Annotated in this window: 16 protein-coding genes and 1 pseudogene; all 17 read right to left on the reverse strand. The window is 65.5% G+C overall.

All coding sequences use genetic code 11. The annotated features are described in order from the left end of the window. Positions 1-89 precede the first annotated feature (89 nt). The 17 genes and pseudogenes from sctJ to CXG43_RS08000 all read right to left on the reverse strand — a co-directional run bounded on the left by sctJ (position 90) and on the right by CXG43_RS08000 (position 14,353). On the reverse strand, positions 90-881 hold the full coding sequence (sctJ, locus tag CXG43_RS07920) for a type III secretion inner membrane ring lipoprotein SctJ (protein ID WP_101099464.1): 792 nt from the start codon (positions 879-881) through the stop codon (positions 90-92). A 3-nt stretch (positions 882-884) separates the two neighbouring features. Then, positions 885-1,175 (reverse strand): type III secretion system inner rod subunit SctI, encoded by a 291-nt coding sequence (gene sctI / locus CXG43_RS07925; RefSeq protein ID WP_101099465.1) that lies wholly within the window; start codon positions 1,173-1,175, stop codon positions 885-887. A 51-nt stretch (positions 1,176-1,226) separates the two neighbouring features. Further along, positions 1,227-1,535: a type III secretion system needle filament subunit SctF gene (gene sctF, locus CXG43_RS07930; protein WP_223181718.1), complete on the reverse strand. Its 309-nt coding sequence runs from the start codon at positions 1,533-1,535 to the stop codon at positions 1,227-1,229. A gap of 28 nt (positions 1,536-1,563) precedes the next feature. Beyond that, positions 1,564-2,751: a PrgH/EprH family type III secretion apparatus protein gene (locus CXG43_RS07935; RefSeq protein WP_101099466.1), complete on the reverse strand. Its 1,188-nt coding sequence runs from the start codon at positions 2,749-2,751 to the stop codon at positions 1,564-1,566. 112 nt (positions 2,752-2,863) lie between these two features. Further along, positions 2,864-3,214, reverse strand: a pseudogene (locus CXG43_RS19405) (lytic transglycosylase domain-containing protein); the annotation flags it as partial. A 221-nt stretch (positions 3,215-3,435) separates the two neighbouring features. After that, a complete protein-coding gene (locus CXG43_RS07945) occupies positions 3,436-3,660 on the reverse strand; it encodes an acyl carrier protein (protein WP_101099467.1) in 225 nt (74 codons plus the stop codon). Further along, entirely contained in the window at positions 3,657-5,546 is a 1,890-nt protein-coding gene (locus CXG43_RS07950) for a hypothetical protein (protein WP_101099468.1), read from the reverse strand. The genes CXG43_RS07945 and CXG43_RS07950 overlap by 4 nt, the downstream gene beginning before the upstream one ends. A gap of 17 nt (positions 5,547-5,563) precedes the next feature. Then, complete coding sequence (locus tag CXG43_RS07955) at positions 5,564-6,520, reverse strand: IpaD/SipD/SspD family type III secretion system needle tip protein (protein ID WP_101099469.1); 957 nt, start codon at positions 6,518-6,520, stop codon at positions 5,564-5,566. Between the two features lie 61 nt (positions 6,521-6,581). Beyond that, positions 6,582-7,889 carry a hypothetical protein gene (locus CXG43_RS07960; RefSeq protein WP_101099470.1) on the reverse strand — a complete coding sequence of 436 codons (1,308 nt, stop codon included), beginning with the start codon at positions 7,887-7,889 and terminating at the stop codon, positions 6,582-6,584. A gap of 37 nt (positions 7,890-7,926) precedes the next feature. Then, positions 7,927-9,618, reverse strand: a complete 1,692-nt coding sequence (gene sctE / locus CXG43_RS07965; protein ID WP_198551353.1) for a type III secretion system translocon subunit SctE — start codon at positions 9,616-9,618, stop codon at positions 7,927-7,929. 183 nt (positions 9,619-9,801) lie between these two features. Further along, entirely contained in the window at positions 9,802-10,335 is a 534-nt protein-coding gene (locus CXG43_RS07970) for a SycD/LcrH family type III secretion system chaperone (RefSeq protein ID WP_198551352.1), read from the reverse strand. Next, entirely contained in the window at positions 10,325-11,449 is a 1,125-nt protein-coding gene (locus CXG43_RS07975) for an EscU/YscU/HrcU family type III secretion system export apparatus switch protein (RefSeq protein ID WP_157825138.1), read from the reverse strand. The genes CXG43_RS07970 and CXG43_RS07975 overlap by 11 nt, the downstream gene beginning before the upstream one ends. Then, entirely contained in the window at positions 11,446-12,240 is a 795-nt protein-coding gene (gene sctT / locus CXG43_RS07980) for a type III secretion system export apparatus subunit SctT (protein WP_101099473.1), read from the reverse strand. Before sctT ends, CXG43_RS07975 begins: the two co-directional genes overlap by 4 nt. Positions 12,241-12,245: 5 nt before the next feature. Continuing rightward, positions 12,246-12,503 carry a type III secretion system export apparatus subunit SctS gene (gene sctS / locus CXG43_RS07985; RefSeq protein WP_101099474.1) on the reverse strand — a complete coding sequence of 86 codons (258 nt, stop codon included), beginning with the start codon at positions 12,501-12,503 and terminating at the stop codon, positions 12,246-12,248. 43 nt (positions 12,504-12,546) lie between these two features. Then, on the reverse strand, positions 12,547-13,221 hold the full coding sequence (locus CXG43_RS07990) for an EscR/YscR/HrcR family type III secretion system export apparatus protein (protein ID WP_269801217.1): 675 nt from the start codon (positions 13,219-13,221) through the stop codon (positions 12,547-12,549). After that, entirely contained in the window at positions 13,218-14,153 is a 936-nt protein-coding gene (locus tag CXG43_RS07995) for a FliM/FliN family flagellar motor switch protein (RefSeq protein ID WP_101099475.1), read from the reverse strand. Before CXG43_RS07995 ends, CXG43_RS07990 begins: the two co-directional genes overlap by 4 nt. After that, complete coding sequence (locus CXG43_RS08000; RefSeq protein WP_101099476.1) at positions 14,150-14,353, reverse strand: hypothetical protein; 204 nt, start codon at positions 14,351-14,353, stop codon at positions 14,150-14,152. Before CXG43_RS08000 ends, CXG43_RS07995 begins: the two co-directional genes overlap by 4 nt. Positions 14,354-15,083 lie beyond the last annotated feature (730 nt).

The raw sequence follows: 15,083 nt of genomic DNA on the forward strand, positions 1-15,083 counted from the left end.
GTGCACTGCGCTGTGAGCCGGCAAGCCGTGGCTCCACAGCCGACCACGGCCGGTAGTAAGCCAGAGGATCGTGCAGGATGCGCACCCGCTCATGCATGGGAGGACGCCCCCTCAGGCGGCCTGCGCCTGCGACGAAGACGCTCACGCACGCGCACGGCGCGCGGGTCGCCCCGCTGCAGCAGCCACCAGCCGCAGGCAGCCAGCGCGGCCAGCAGGCCAAGCGGTATCACCAGCAGGGCCCATAGTGACGTCGGCTCATCGGCCGGCGTCACTGCCAGGCTGCGCGGCTCCGCGGCAGGGGTCAGCACCACCGATACATTGTCGTAGGCCACATCGACGAAGGCGTTGCGCAGGAACCGCTTGGCGGTGGCCAGCAGCACCGCCTGGTCCATGTCGCGCGAATGCGCGAGCACTGCCGCCACATGCATCGAAGGCGCACGGCGCTGCTGCAGGCTGCCTTCGGTCGGGCCCGCGTCGTAGCTCACGTGCACGCGCGCGCGCTTCACCCCGGCCAGGGTGGTCAACGATTCTTCCAGGCGCTGTTCGATCGCCGAGAGAAGGCGCGCGCGCTCGGCCAGCGGTGTGCTCACCATGGCATCGGCAGGGAACTGCGCGGCGATCTGCGTTCGCGGCGCGGAAGGAAGACCTTTCAGCTGTACCAGGTCGATCGCCTCGGCCAGATCGGCCGCCGCAACCCGTACCATGAAACCGGCCTTGCCCTGCAGGCGCTTCTCGGCCGGAATGTTGTGGTGGAGCAGCGCGGCCACCACTTCGTTGGCCTGGCGTTCGTCCAGTGCCTGCAGCAGTTCGGAACGCGCGCATCCCGCCAGCAGCAGGCACAGCAGCAGACTCACTACGCTACGCGTGGGGGAACGGATCATGGCTCAGCTCTTCACCAGGGTTTCGATGCCCTTGGTCAGATGGCTGACCACGGCTGAGCTGAAGGCCACCGCCAGGGTGTACTCCTGATGGCGCGTCTGGAACGCGGCCAGCTGGTCTGGGTCGCCGGCCACGGCCGGGTCGTTGGACGCCGCCAGCAGCGCGGTACGTTCTTGTCCGCTCCATATGAAGCCTTCGGCTGCGGCCTGGTTGAAGCGGCTTGAAAGCGGAACCGGCAGGCCGCCTTCGGATGTGATGTCGAGCAGGTCAGCGGAAATCGGCGGGAGTGTGATCATGGGGGTTCCTTGCGGCGGAGGGCGGCCCGCGCAGTACGCGGGCCGGGAAACTCAGGCCAGGTTGCGGATGACCGCCTTGCTCTGGTCACTCAGGCTCTTGGTGGAGTTGGACTGCAGCATCCGGTACATGTTGTATTCGGACAGCGCGCTCTGGTAATCGGCAAGCTTGGTGGGATCGCTGGGACTCTTGCTCAATGCCTCGAATGCCTTCGCAAGCGCGTCCTTCAGATCATTCACGCCTTTATCGAAGTACTTGGAGTGGTTGGATATCCAGCCGTCCCATTGGCTGCCGTCACCGCCCGGATCGGGCAGGTCGCCCCATCCATAGGTGGGTTGGACAGGTGCGTTCATTTCGCTCATGTTTCTTCTCCGTGGTTTCAGGGTGGACTCAAGGTGCCTGCTGGCGCGTCGCATCACGCGCGTAATCCCAGCGCCCGCCGCCGGCGGAAAGCAGCTGACCGGGGGAATAGCGATAGGAACGTCCCTGCAGCAGGTCATCCCATAGCTGTGGGGCCAGGCTGATGCGACGCGTGCCCCAGCGCTGGTGGAAGGCACGCGCGGCCCCGGCCATTGCGTTCAGGCCTGCATCGTCGAGGAATACGTCATTGACGATGCTGACCCGCTGCCCGCGCGGTTCGGTGCGGGTGCTTATGCCCAGCACCCGCAACTCCTGCCGCGCCAGCGCAATGAGCTGCTGGTCACTGATGGCCGACACCCGCGCCTGTTTCAGGTAGGGCGCCTGCGCGGCAAGTACGGTGCCGGCGTGGGCGCGGCGTGCGTCTGTCAGCTGGCCGCTCAGCACGACCTCCGGCTTGCCCGGATCCTGCAACCGCACGATGACCACATCCAGCCCCGCCGCGACGAGCGCTCGTTCAAGCCGCGCCGCTTCCTCACGGCGCGACAGGTGCACGTCGTTGCGGCGCTGTGCCCGCCGGCTTGCGCGCTCGCCCCAGGTGCGCGCCGAAGCGCTGTCGCTGAAGGCATACAGACGTCCGTCATCGCCTGCGGCAATCACATAGTCCGCCGGCGCGTTGGCCAGCACGGTGGCAAGGCCACGCACACGCGCTTCAGGTTGATGCTGCCAGTAGAACCAGGCCGCCCCGACGGCGACGGCAAGCATCGCAACGATACCCAGCAAAAGCGCCGGGCGGTAATGAGGGTTGCGCGATCCGGCCCGGTTTGCTCGATGCGGGGGATACTCAACCGGCAATGCAGGAGGCACGAAGGCAAGAATCTCCGGCGACCATGCCGCCTGCTTTCCACGCACGGCAAAGTGGATGCCTGCCGCCTGCACGGGCCGCTGCAGCGCCAAGGGTCGCCATGCCCAGGGGGCCTGCTCTACCGCGCGCTCGCCAAGCTGCAGCGTACCGTCGTCAGCGCTTACCCTCACGGCAAAGGCCGCTACCGGCAAATCGGCTGGAATGAAGTAGGCATTGTCCGCGGCCGCCAACAGGCGCGCGGCGCGTCCATTGGCCAGGTCTTCCTGCGGACCCACATGGAACACCGTTTCATGGCCGGACACGGAGTATTCGACGCCGTTCAACGTACCGGCAAGGATTTTCAGCACATACGACATGGGGCGGTTCAACAGAGTATGACGTGCCGTGGTTGGCGCTGATCATTCTCTGCGGGGTTTCCGGATACCGATATCAGCAGAGTTGTAAATGATCAGCCTGTGGCCCTGCCAATCACTGCGCGTAGCGCTGTTTCACAGCCTGCACATAGGCCTGCGTCTCGGCGAACGGGGGCACCCGATTGCCATGCCGGTGCACGCTGCCTTCCCCTGCGTTGTAGGCCGCCAAGGCAAGGTCGAGATCATGGTTGAAATGGGTCAGCAGCCAGGCCAGGTAGGCCGCACCGCCGCGCAGGTTCTGCGCCGGATCAAACCGATCGCGGACGCCGAAGCGCCGCGCCGTGGCGGGCATCAGCTGCATCAGGCCGACTGCACCGGCGGGCGATACGGCCCGCGGATTGAATGCGGACTCCTGCTGCACCACCGCGTGCAGCAGGGCGCGGTCCACCCCGCTCTCTGCCGCCGCACGCTCCAGCAGGCTGTCCAGCGGCTCGGTGCGCGCGCGTGGGCCGCGGTCCGCGGGATGGGACATCCGCCTGGCGTAGGGATCGAAGGCAATCAATCCGGTGGCGGGCTGATCGGATACGATCAGCTCACCCCGTGCATTCAAGCCCGCATGAAAGCCGGCCGCATGCAGTGTCCCGCTGGCACCGAGCAACATACCCAATGCCAGCGGACGGCCCATTGCTACGCGCATGCTGCACGCCGGACGACGGATTCCAGCTCGGCCACGGTGCGGATGTCCGCCAGCATCGATGCGGTGATCACCGCACCGTACTCATCTTCCACGCAGCTCAGCAGGTCGGCCATTTCCAGGGAGTCCATGCCGAGATCTTCATGCAGCCGGTCGCCGGGCCGGATGTCTTCGGCGCCGATGGTGCCAGTGACCATGGCAATCAGCTGGGTGATCACCGAGGCTCCTCCCTGGCCAGGATTTTCGTGAGGGCGGCATGGAATTCCTCACCGAAGCGGTTGCGTACCACGCCACCGCTCCGTGAAGGTGCGGCCAGTTTCACCAGTTCCGCCTTACGCTCACCGTCTGCGCCGACGACCTCGTTCTGCTGGGCTTCGGCGCCGTCATTCCCGTCTTTGGATACGTTGTTGCGGAGGTTTTCAGCGCCGAATCTGAAGCGCGAGCGCGCGTTCGCACCGGGCGGGATCGCCCCCATCATGTACGGGTTGGGCCTGTCCATGTAGTAGCTGCGGCCAGCATCGGGGGCCATGATGAGTTCACTGTGCGCAGCGCTGCTTCCTGCCCTGCCCTGGTCCCCAGCGCCCTGGTCGTCTCCAACCGTACTGGCGGTCGGCTTCCGGACCTGGTTCAGCTCCTGCGTCACGCGCTTCAAGTTCGCTGTTGCGCTCCCATCTGCCTGAACCTTCTTGAGTTGTTCGATTACTTGGGCGAGTTTTTTCCTGTGTATCTGCTCGTCTGTTTCTTCCTTCGCCGGCTGCGCCGTCGATTGCTTTTCGGCGTCTTCGATCGGGATCGGCTGCAGCGTAGTGTTGCCGATATCCAGGGTATCGGCCTCCTCGGCAAAGACCTGCAGCGCCTGCTCGGCCTGGCTGCGCTGGGTGGGCGCTGGCACACGCGCTACCGGCTCCTCGATCGACGCCAAACGTACGACATCGTCCCGTGACCGGTTGCGTCCGTAGTTCAAGCGCTCGACGTGGTTTCCATTGTTGTTGCCGTTGTTGTTACCGATATTGCTGACGTTGTTGATGATCGGCGGGAAGACTCCCTTGAACATGCCGACAATCCGCTCCAACTGATCCAATGGGTCGGCAGGGGTCGCAGGTCGGGAGACCGGTTTTTGAGCCGGCGGCTGACGGTCGGGCTGCTTGATCGGATCGAGAAACTGCAGGGACTCTTCAATCATGTGCAGCAGCTGTGTGCCACTGCAGTTTTCCAGCTTGGAAAGAAGGGCGGAGAATGCCTGTGGGTTCATCATCTCCGGCAGCATCTGCGCCAGCTGGCTGGCACACAGGCCCGGATACTTGCGCGAAGCCACGTCCAGCATGGCGGGTGCCATGTCGATCAACAGCCGCTGCTCCACCCGGTCCCGTCCTATGGCGGCGATGCTGCTTTCCACGCACGCGGCCAGCTTCTGCAGTTGCGGGTACGCATCTGCACCGAACGCTTTGTAGACTCCGGTGTAATCGCCATCGGCTTTTTTGATGTACGTGGCGAGCGCGGCCCTCAACGCTTCGGTTGGACCTCTGGTCCGGGTGTCATGGGCCTCTGGCATGGCGAGCAACCGGCACGCATCGATGATCGCGCGGCCGCCTGCGCTTCTACGGTTGCTGTCCACGGACTGTATCGCCGCGGGCGCTACCCCCATTTCGCCCAGCACGGTCCTGGCGCAGGCGGCACGTTTGTTCCCTGCTTCCTTTACCTGCTCTGCGGTGTAGAGATCCGGACTTACGTTCAGCGGTCCCGTTCCCTTCTTGGCGCTGGCCGCGGAGACCCGCGCCTCCAGCTCGTTGATCAACGGCGCAAGCGTGGTCCTGACCGACTGCACATGCGCCCCACTGACGTTGGCAGCGCCCCGGTGGATGTCAGAGGGATCAATACGATCAAGCGGTGCACGGTGGTGCGCGCGGGCGAAGCCGGTGTCGTCGTCAATCACGGATTGGAGCTGAAGGCTTCCCATCTCACTGGCAAGCGAGGTGAGGCTGGACCAGCGCCCCATGCCCTCTTCATTGCGCAGGTTCTCGAGTGGAAAACCTGCTTGCTTGATCGGGTTCGGCTGGGGCTGGGTGAGGGGGTTCGGCGCGGAGATCCGCTCGACGAATGACATGGTATGTATGTTCCTTATCAGCCGACCAAGGCCTGGATGAAGGCTCGATCTGCTTCGGTGATCGAATCGATGCTGCTGCTGAGGATCTTCGTCAACTGGTCCCACATCTGCAGCTGTCGCTGGTATTTTTCCGGCACAGTGCGATTGAGATGGTTGAAGCGCTCCAACAGCGTGTCCTTGGCGGACATCAGCTGCTGAAGTTGCGCGGCACTCAGCTTCGTGCCGTTCATCCCACGGAACAGGTCCTTCAGCGTACGAACCAGGTAGGGATCGACGCCTATCTGGAACTTCCCGTTGGGGAGGACGACCAGTTTCATGTCGGGAAGGCCCAGTTCATCAAGGAATGCCTGTGCCGCTTCATGGGTGTCGAACTCGGGGCCGAATCCGGCGGCCTCCAGCTCAAGCGCGATCTTTTCCAGCTCATCGTAGAGTTTGCCGAAGTCGACGGTGACGTTCCCATCCTTGTCCGGCGCGCCCAGGCCCTGACTCAACAGATTCATGGCCTCACCGATCTTGGCGAACAACGCCACGTAGTCGGCCATGAAACCGCTGTATTTCTTGATCCACTCCGAATCCAGGCGCGCGAGCAGTTCGGCGATCCGGGCGAAGAACGCCTGGTGCGACTCGTCGATTGCCGCATCATCAGCGTCCTCCGGCACTGACAGAAGCGCCGACAACAACTGGCGATCCGTTCGCGGCAGGGCGTCAAGCAGCTCCCGCTGCTGCTTTTCCCACTGCAGCTGATCCTTGAGCACAGCCTGCGCATACAGCGCCTTCTGGTCCTCCGCCGTGTACGAGGCGCTGGTCAGTTCGCGTTGCCGCAGGTGTTCCAGGACGGCGGATGTGCTTGTCCAGGAACGCAGCACGGGCGTTTCCTCAGCCTCAAGCAGTACCGGGACCGGTGGAGCCGCGCTGTTGTGCACTGGCGGCCGGAGTGCGGAGGTGCGTGCCGTGATCGGCATTTCATTGTTCATGGGGTTTTCCGTGCAGGCGCGCGCCACGCTGGGTGGCGCGCCGTGATCAGGAGAGAGGGCTTCAGCGCTTCATGTTGCCGATGATGTGGTCGGCTGCCTGCTTCTTGTCCTGGCCGCGGTTGGCATAGAGCGTGAACATCGCGCGTTCCTCCTCACTGGTCTTGCTCACCTGCTGCTTGATCTGGCCGCTGACATCGAGTTCGACATCCTTGTTGAGGCGGTCCTTTTCTGCATCCACCGAGTGCCCGGCTGCTTCCAGGTCGAACGGCGAGCCGGCCACCGCGCCTGCGCCGTTGCTGGTCTGGACCACGGCATGGCTGGCGCTGGTCAACACGCCCAGCTTGGTGGTGTCGATGGCGTGTGCGGTGCTGTTGGTGGTCGCGATCTCCTGCACGATCTGCGATTCCGATCTCAGCGTCGCGACCTGGGGCGGCGTCGCCGCTGCGCCAGGGTGAGCGGTATTCATGCCCACTGCGTTGGCATGATTGAGTTGGTTACCCTCGATGGATGCGGTTTCAGCGCCTGCCTTGTTGGCTCGCAGGCTGCTCACGCCCTTGGTCATCGCAACAGCGCCCAGTGTCAGGCCCGCCCCGGCCGTGGCCACCCCCACCGACAGCGTGACGATCTTGGCCACTTGGGCGGCCTTGGCACTGCTCACCGTGCTTTCGGCCATTGCCTGCACCGACTGGGCGGCCAGGTTGACCATCGCTGCGGCCTGCTCGCGCTGCCCGGCATTCATCCGCATCAACACCGCAACCAGCATCAGGATGTAGGCCAGACGGTCGTCGGCCTGCATCCGGATCGGCAGCTCCTCCGCGCGGTTGGCACTCGCTTCTTCCAGCACTTCGCGCATGCCGGGCGTGTCGCCCAGCAGCTCGTCGGCGAAGCGCAACGCGTCGGGCACGTTTCCGTCCAGGCCCGCCAGCGCCCGCAGCTGGGTCGCAGTGGGATAGGCCAGCTGTCCATCTGGACTGATCAGACCGATCAGCGTCTGCGCCTGGGCCATGACCTGCCGCATGTCGGCCTCGCCGGCTGCTTCGCCAGCCGTCGCCTGCGCTGCCAGCCGGTGCAGTGCAACGAACGCTTCGGCAGTGGCGCCAGGAACCATGGCGGGGCGCTGGCCAGCCATCTGGGGCAGCAATGCACGCAGCTGCGTCATGCCCAGCGGCGCCGCCGTCGGGGCGGGAAGGTCAGGTGCCTGGCGCGACCGCCTGGCGAGCAGGGCGTGGCCCGCTTGTTGGCTGGCCCTGTCGGCGGCACGCTGCGCCTGCGCGTCGTCGGCTTCAGCTGGCATGCTGGAGTTCGGCAACGCCTGCAGGGTGAGGCGCTGCATGCTCTGCGGGGTGATGCTCGAGGAAATGATGTTCATGTAGTGATTCCTGTAGACGGACGTGCGGCCAAGGGACTCAGGCGCGGTTGCGGATATGGGAAATGATGTGGCGGCCGGTTTCGGCACGGTCGTCGTTGACCTGGCTCATCTGCACCATCAGGTCCATTGAACTGCGGTACCAGAGGGCCATTGCCTCGCCCATGCTGCGCATGATGCCCATCAGTATTTCGTTGCCTGACATGCTTTCCAGCACTGCCGCAAACAGCTTGGCGGCCTCCAGCATCATGCCGGCCATTACCAGCTGCCCTGCGTTCTGCACGATCTGCCCGATGGCGCCTGTGGCCTGCGCGACAAACTGCAGTACCCGGCTGCCCTGTTCGATGACGCGCGCCGCAGTGAGGGTCGAGTCGACCGCGGCCTTCGCGGTACCGACCCCACCGGCCACGCTGCGGCCCGCTGCGGCGATGTTGCCGGTCACCATCATCACCGCCACGATGGCGACGATCACCGCGACGGTGGCCATGATCGCGCCCACCTGTTTGGCCGTATCTTCGGGTACGCCGAAGGCGATCAACGCATTGGCGATTACCTTGCCCAACCCCTCGATGGCCTTGCCGACGACAGAGAATCCGGTGGTCATGCCGACGATGCTGTCGATGGTGAGCATCATGCCCATCACCCCGCCGGCAATCAGCGCGACATTGCCGTGCAGCGCACCCACCACGATGGCGGCGACGCTGGCCACCACGCCCACCGCCGCACCGATCCAGCCAAGTATTTTTCCCGCGCAGCCGGTCTTCTTCTCCGCGTCGCGTGCGCGCTGGATTTGTTCATCGCGCTGTCGGATCTGCTCGCGCTCCTGCGCGTGCCTGGCCTCGATGGTCTTTTGGATGTAGGCGGTATCCAGCTCGTGTTTACTGATGATCCCGTCGTTTATCAGTTTGAAAAGCATCCCCATCATCGCCACCAGCGTACTTTGGGCATCCCATGCTTTCGCCGATGAAGGGTCTACGCCCAGCGGCTGCCCGGCATTGAAGGCTTCTGCCCTGGCGCGCTCGGCATCCAGCTCGCCCAGCCGCCCGTCCAGTGTCTGCGCGGCTTCGAACAGCGCCTTTGCCGCTGCCTCATGGCGGCCCTGTGCCTGCTGCTGCGCTGCCTGTGCGGCAGTCAGTTCAGCCTGCTTTGCTGCATATCCCGGGTCATCCGGCTGCATGGTGTCCAGTTCTGCCTGCAGGCGCTCCACCTCCTGGCGCGCCGCTTCAAGCGCCCCTTCCTGCGCGCCGAGCTCTGCCATGGCGGCATCGGCGGCGTCCTGCGCGGCCATGGCCGCCTCCAGTGCCGCCTGCACGCTGGCCGCCAGAGCACCGGCCTGGGCTGCACGCGCGTCCCGTTGAGCCCGAAGCACGTCCCATCGCTGGCGTAGTGAATCGAGGCTGCTGTCGCTTACTTTGGACCACAGCCTGGCCATCAGCAGGGTCTTCAGCGCGTCGTTGGTCAACCGCTGTGCATCTTCGCCTGCGGCTTGGCGGATCCTGTCCATGTCCGGCTGGCGCAGGCCTACCGGGTCCTGTTGGCCTCCCGGACTCCCCCCTGCGTGCGGCCGGGCAGAGGCGTACGCGGCAAACATATCCGCCTGGACCTGGTCCAGCTGCGCGGAGGTGACCCGCGCACCAAATCCTTCCGCCGCGCGGATGGCGTTCTCTTTGCCGGTGGTACGCAGCACCAGGGGGCTGCGGTACGCCGGCATGGTGAGCAGAAGCTCGCTCATTGCAGGTTCCTCGTTCGGTAGTGCCCTGCCGGGCGGTAGCGACCGGCAGCGCATGGGGCGCGGCCTGGTCGGGGGGTGTCAGCAGGGTCAGTATCGCGAGGGCGCGCAACGCCAACTTTCAGTTTCCGCCCTTGCGTGGCAAGCCCTCCGGAGCGTTGCGCGATGGATGGTCGGCGGCGGCGGTCAGCGTCCGGCCCCGCCATCCCCGGCGGTTTCCGCGTCCCGGTCGCGCTGCTGCTTTACCGCCTGCAGATAAGCCTCCGCGCGCATGCCGAGTTCGCTCCCCGCCGCCCGCCCTGCTACCGCCTCGAAGCATTCGCGCGCTTTGCCCAACCGCCCCAGCGCAAGATGGCATTGGCCGACATGGAACATCGGACGGTCATCGGTCAGGTTCAGCGCCTGCGCCACCGCGTACATGCCAATGGCCTTTTCATGTTCGCGCTTCAGGTGAAGCACCGCGCCCATGCCCAGCGCGTAGTCTGCGTTGTAGAAGTCGTACAGGCACAGGAAGCGGAAGAACGCCTCGGCTTCATCCAGCTGGCCGTTCTCGTAGTAACCATGCGCGATCGCGTAGACCCCTTCCAGAGTGTCACGGCTCACTCCTTTCAGGTCGGCTACGGTGGCTCCTTCGCGCAGTCCCTCCAGGATCATGCGGGTGATTTCTGCGTCATCGGCAGGCGAGGGCGGAGAACCGGTGGGATCGTGGTCAATGGGCATGTGATGCTCCTGGGGATGGGTCGGTAGGTGGCTTGTTCGGGTGGCCGTCCGGCGTTTGGCCTTCGTCGTCGGGCGGCTTGCCGGCGCGTTCAACATCGCGCAGCCAGCGCACGATCTGCATCACCGGATCGATGCTGCGGTCGTGCACGAAGCGGTAGCGGCGGGTGCTGGAATAGATGGCGCGCGCCAGGGCGACATCGCGCACGACCGGCACGCCGTTGGCTTCGGCCAGCGCGATCACCTTGCGGGCACGCGCGCCGCGCTCACGCACCGAAACGAACGGCATGGGGGTGTCATCGTCCATCAGGAAGATGCCGACGGCGATGTGGGTCGGGTTGGCCAGCACTACCGTGGAACCGCGCGTGTCCGCCTGTACCTGCGCGGACAGTTCGTCGTTGATTTCATTGCGGCGCTGCTTGAGCTCGGGCTTGATCTCGTTGTCCTTGCGCTCGCGCTTGACCTCATGCTTTTCCATCTTCAGTCCGCGGATGAACAGGACGTGGTCCAGCCACGCGGTGAGCAGGTACACCGGCGCAAGCGCCAGCAGCAGGCCCAGCCCGAACATCAGCGCCACGTGCCGCCATGCAGCCGCCATCTGTGCATCGGTGGCGTGCACCTGGCTGACCAGGTCCGTGCCCCAGGTGCCCAGCGCCAGCCAGGCGAACAGCCCACAGGCCACCAGATACAGCACAGTGCGCAGCAGGTCTTTCAGCACGCGCATCGAGAACAGGTTCTTGAAGCCAGTGACCGGGTTCAGCTTGGTCAGATCGAAACGGATGGCCTCGCTGGCGATTCGCCCCTTGCTCATCCACAGAGAGCACAGCACCACGGCGAGCGTGCATGCCAGCAGCACCGGCGCCAGCGCCATCAGCAGCGCCTTCAACGCAGCCAGTGCGGCCGCCGCAGGAGTCATCACGAATCCGCCGCGCACACTGTCCACGTAGAGCTGGGCCAGCGGCATCAGGGATCCCAGCAGCGCCATCGCCGGAATCCCCGCCCACAGCACGGCCGCCGCCAGCAGGTCACGGCTGTTGAAGGACTTGCCCTTTCTTGATTCTTTTTCCAGCCGCTGCGGCGTCGGCTTCTCGGTTTTCTCGCTGGCGCCGGCGCTCATCCCGCCGCTCCCGGCAGGATGCCGCGCAGCGCCGGGTAATGGCGCCATAGCACGGGTACCTGCTCGGTCATGGTCACCATGAGGTAGACCAGCAATGCAGCAAAAGCCAACACGGATTTCACCGCCAACGACACGGAGAACGCGTTGAGCTGCTGGGCGAAGCGGGAGATCACCCCCAGCAGGATCTCCACCAGGAACAGCAGCAGCAGCACCGGCGCGGCCATGCGGAGGGCGGCCGACAAGACGATATCCACGAAGCCGTGGATGCTGGGAAGGTCCGGCAGGAAGTTTCCGCCCATCGGCAGGAGCACATAGCTTCCCTGCACCGCCGCCAGCAGCGGCACCATGCCGCCCGCCACCAGGAACACCACCGCGCTCATCATCTGCAGCAGGTTGGCCATTTCGGTGGCCTCCACGCCGGTGAGCGGGTCGAGCATCGCGCCGACGCCCGCGCCGCGCTGGGTATCGATCAACGAACCCAGGGCGTGGAACACGTGGTAAGGCAGGGCAAGCATCAGCCCGAGCACCGTGCCGGCCATGGCTTCACGCAGCACGGCCAGCCCCAGCGACAGCATGTCTGCCGGACGTTGCACCGATTCAGTCACCGGCCACAGGCCGATCAGCACCACCAGCGCCATGATCACCCGCACCATGCGCGAGGGCACAGCGCCGCTGGACAGGTAGGGCAACCAGGCAAAGCAGGCCAGCAGCCGCGCCAGGCCGAGCGTGGCCGGGACGGCATGTTCACCCAGCGCGTGGACCAGCCCGCTATCCAGCGAGGTCAGCATCATGCCGGTCAGACCCCCAACGCGCGGGCGAACACCAGGTTGCCGAAGTCGATCAGGGTGCGTGACATCCAACCCAGCAGGATCAGCAGGCTCAACACCACGGCCAGCATCTTCGCGCCGAATGGCAGGGTCTGCTCCTGCAGCTGGGTGACAGTCTGGAACAGGCCGATGAGCAGCCCGACCACGGTCGCCACGATCACCGGCCCGGCTGACAACAGCAGCACCGGCATCAGGGTCTTGTTACCGATGTTGATCAGTTCGTTCATGGCCGCCCGCCCCGTGCGCAGGCGGCACGCACATGCAGGCCGCTCATGCCGGCACGTCCATGTACTGCAGCACCAGGCCCTGCGACAACAGGCTCCAGCCGTCCAGCACCACGAACAGGATCAGCTTGATCGGCGCGGAGATGGTGACCGGGCTCATCATCATCATGCCCAGTGCCAGCAGCACGCTGGACACGATGAGATCGACCACGATGAATGGCAGATACAGATAGAAGCCCATCAGGAAAGCATCTTTCAGCTCGCTCAGGGCGTAGGCCGGCAGCAACGCGAACAGCGAACGCTGTTCGGCGGCCAGATCGGCGGCCGGAACGTCGGCGCCGTCGCTGACCTGCGCACGTTCGAAAAAGCGCAGCAGCTCAGGATCGGCGTGGCGAGCCAGGTAGGCGCGGTACTCACCCAGGCTGCCGTCCAGAAAATCCGCGGTCTGCTGTACCGTCGTCAAGGGCTGGTCCAACTCTTGATAGGCGGCCTGCACCGAATTGATGATCGGATGCATTACATAGAAGGCCAGGATCAACGACAGCGCGTTGATGACCATGTTGGACGGAACCTGCTGCAGGCCCAGCGCATTGCGGATCAGCGTGAATACCACGCTGAACTTGATGTAGCAGGTACCGACCGCAACCAGGAACGGCAGCAGCGCAGCAGCGGCGAGGATCCCGATCAACGACACATCGTTGTTGATGTGCATGATGCTCATGCCCGCCCCGGCACCTGCGCCAGCTGGACGCCGAGGCGATCACCCACCTGCACCAGCTCACCGATGGCGAGGCAGCGACCGTTGTGCACCAGTTCCACATGCTGGCTGGCCTGGTCCGGCAATGCCACCACGCTGCCTTCGTGCAGGTCGGCCAGCTCGCACAGGCTGATGTCGAGGCGGCACAACAACACGCCCAGCTCAAGTGGCAGGTCATCCAGGCCAGTCAGGTCAGGTGAGCGGTGATGATCGGCATGCAGGGCGGGAACCGCGCCCTCAGGGGCGGGACGGAAAGGCGAATGGACAGTAGTCACGGTCAGGAAATCCGGATGAAGGTGAAAGTCAAACAGCGGGCAGGCGCCACGCCACGCACGCAGCTCGGGTGCAGGAAGCAGCACGATGTCGCCACCCCGCAGGCGGCGCAGGCGGCGCGACGTCAGGGTGACCTCCCCCATCTGCAGCCGGATGGGAACTGCGAGGTCGGCCGGCCACGATGGGATATGTCGCACCATCGGCAGCGTGGCGGAGCGCGATTCGATCCAGACCTCACCTTCGGCGGCGGCCACCACGGGCAGCGATGCATTCCCCGCCGACGTCCACACCATGGGCAGAGCGTCGGCGCGTTCGTATTCAAGTATGTCGTCGGCGAACTGCAGTGGACGGTCGACGGCGAGAAGGCTGGCCAGCACCACCGGATCCATCGCAGACCAATCCAGACCATTGAGACCGGTCAGGTGCACGGCTGCCCAGGCGTTGGCGTCCACCCGGCAGACCATCCCGCCGTCGTGGCAGCCCAGCTCGAATCGCAGACAGGGCCCTGCCGGTGGCTTCCGGCTGGGCGCATCCACGCCGGCATGGCGCAGCGCCCGCACCAGCGACTGCATGCGCAGCTGCTGGGGATCGATGTCGCGCAGCAGGGTCAGGCGCGCGTTCATTCGTCATCTTCCGGTACGTGGCGGGAGCTGCGGCGTCCCGGTGTGTCATCGTCTGCGCTGTCGGCTGCCAGAACCTGCAGCGAGCCGAAGTCCGGCCGGCCCTCGGCATCCAGCGCGCTGCCCACCGCCCGTTGGGCGGACTCGGTGCTGCCGCGCAGGGTGATCGATGGCAGCGTCTGGCCCGACAGAACAGACGGCATCCAACTGGCGGTCACCTGGTGGCCCGGCCCCCAACTACGGAACGGCACACTGACCGTGCTCGGCCGCGCTGCTGACCCAGCCACCGCGTGCGCGCCCTGGCTGAGGTGGGCGCCGATCAAGGCAGTACCGGTTTCGCGCGGCCCCGCTGCTGGCCCCTCCGCCCGCAGCGGCGTGCGACCCCGGGCGTCCACCTGCCTGCCTGCCGGCTGCAACGGCGGGGGGGCTGCTTCGCCCGCGCGGCGAGCCCGAGGATGCGCCGCAGGCCATGCCGGTGGAGCATCGACGTTGTGCTCCGTTGCTAGCCCGGCGTACGGCGCCCGGGCCGACGGGCCCCCGGCATCACCCTCCCCTTCCGGGATATGCGCTGGCCCTTCGCGCACGAAGCCGGCCATCCTGCTTGATGCGGCGGTGATGGCTGCAGTCTGCGTTTCCGCGGCGTTGGCTGCGGCATCGGCTGTCAGCGAAAGCGAGCCCCGGCTGCCAGGTGCGGACCTGCTTGGGTTGATGGGCAGCAATTGTGGTTGGGGCTGTGCAGCCGATGCCCTCGTGGTCACGCCCGGCACCGGCGGTGATCCCATCCGGGCGGCGCGTCGCAGCGGTGGCGAGGCCGTATGCCCAGCCTCTGCCTGCGTTGTGTGGAGGCGCCCAGCGGCGGTGTCGACCGACGTCTGTCCCTGCGCCGCACCTGCCGGGTGACGGGCCAGGCGCAGACTCATCGGTGCTGCGGTC

Source organism: Stenotrophomonas sp. Bg11-02 (assembly GCF_002836635.1).
GTDB classification, from domain to species: domain Bacteria; phylum Pseudomonadota; class Gammaproteobacteria; order Xanthomonadales; family Xanthomonadaceae; genus Stenotrophomonas; species Stenotrophomonas lacuserhaii.